The following is a 1,744-nucleotide window of genomic DNA, read 5'->3' as shown; positions in this document are numbered from 1 at the left end:
CATGGGCCGCAAGAGCTGGCAGTTCGCCTCGCGCCTGCCGGCGGAAAAACTCTCGAGAATCCACAACCCCGGCATCCAGCCCGACCTGCTGGTCGAACATGCCTACAACCCGATCCATCGCCGGCACCAGTACGACCCCGCTGGCGAGTTGACCCGCACCCTCGACAAACTGCGCGGCGAGATCAAGTACCAATACGAAGCCAACGGCCAGTTGCACAGTCGCGACACCGGCCGGCTGATCGACAGTGAAGAATTCCGCTACGACGCCGCGGCGAACCGGCTGAACTTCAACACCAGCCAGTTTGATCACGTCAAAGACAACCGCCTCCAGCGCTGGCGGGACCAGGAGTATGCCTACGATGCGTGGGGCAACCTGATTGAAAAACGCAGCGGCATGGGCACGCTGCAGACGTTTGGTTATGACTGTGAAAATCGGTTGGTGCGGGCTGAGACGTTGGTTAATGGCAAGCTGGAAAGTACCGGATCGTATCGGTACGACAGCCTCGGGCGGCGGGTGGCCAAGGTTTCAGAGGTCAAGGGCAAGACCGAGCAGAAGCACTTTTTGTGGCAAGGCTTGCGGATGCTGCGCGAAGAGCGTCCGGGGCAGAGCAGTCTGTACCTGTATGAGCCGGGGAGTTATGCGCCGTTGGCCCGGGTGGATCAGGCGGAAGGTGAAGCGCAGAAGCTTTATTACTTTCATACGGATCAGATTGGTACGCCGTTGGAGATGACTGACCGTGAAGGGCAGATTGTCTGGCAGGCGACGTATAAGGCGTGGGGGGCGGTTGAGAAGCTGGCGGTCAATGACGTCGAGCAGAATTTGCGGTTTCAGGGGCAGTATTTCGACGACGAGACGGGGCTGCACTACAACACGTTTCGGTATTACGATCCGGAGGTGGGGCGGTTTGTTACGCAGGATCCGATAGGATTGTTTGGGGGTTACAATCTCTACAGCTATGCTCCAAACACGACTGCATGGACTGATCCGTGGGGATGGGAATGCATACCAAACAAAGTGGCCGGCTCTGCTCGAGAGGCTAGGGCCAAAGCAATATTCGAGAAACGTTACGGTAAGAAAAATGTTCTCGGCGAAAGGTATCTACGTAATGCTGAGGGGAAAATAGTCAAGGACCCGTTAACTGGTGAGGGGCGTCGAGTTGATTTTGTTGTTAAGAATACTGATGGTTCCGGCACAGCTAAAGAAATTACAAATTTGACCGCTTCGAAATTTGCGCAGCTGGAAAAAGAAATGAGAATTCGAGAGGCGGGTGGAGTTTTTGTGCGCGAGCCGGGTACCAAAAAATTGATTGAAGTAACTGATGTGTCGACAGTGATTCGTGCAAGGTAATAGGAGTTTGGTAATGAGTGATCTGGATTTTACTTTGTGCAGCATACCGATGCTAATGACTAGAAATAAAAGCGCCGAATATCAGAGGCAGATAGTTGTGCGGTATACAGTTTTAATGAGTTTCCTTAAGGTGCGTGGTCTGATTTTTAAGGAGCCATTTGATAGTGATGGTAATTTGAAGATGGATTTGGTTATAAAAAAATCAGATGTTACCTCCCAATGTCTCGAACTATTCAAGAAGGCAGTTCCAGCTTGGCACGCCTACGTGGATAAAGGTGGAGATATTAATAATACAAGCAAGATTGAAAAGGCGTTGGCTAAAATTCCATGAGTTTTATCTAATTAAGTGGCTGGGAATTTGCTCTCAGTCACTTCAGCTGCTTCGGCTACGACGCC

2 protein-coding genes are annotated in these 1,744 nt (G+C 51.7%); both read left to right on the top strand.

All coding sequences use genetic code 11. The features are described 5' to 3' along the window. Window positions 1–1,348: RHS repeat domain-containing protein (locus tag ACM6J5_RS16320; protein WP_414928968.1), on the top strand; the 1,348-nt coding region annotated here is incomplete at its 5' end. Window positions 1,349–1,361: 13 nt separating this feature from the next. Beyond that, window positions 1,362–1,679 carry a hypothetical protein gene (locus tag ACM6J5_RS16315; protein WP_150674136.1) on the top strand — a complete coding sequence of 106 codons (318 nt, stop codon included), beginning with the start codon at window positions 1,362–1,364 and terminating at the stop codon, window positions 1,677–1,679. The last annotated feature ends 65 nt before the right edge of the window (window positions 1,680–1,744 follow it).

This window comes from Pseudomonas sp. IT-P74 (genome assembly GCF_949768175.1).
In the GTDB taxonomy this organism is placed as follows: Bacteria; Pseudomonadota; Gammaproteobacteria; order Pseudomonadales; family Pseudomonadaceae; genus Aquipseudomonas.
This window is presented reverse-complemented; position numbering and strand designations above follow the sequence as displayed.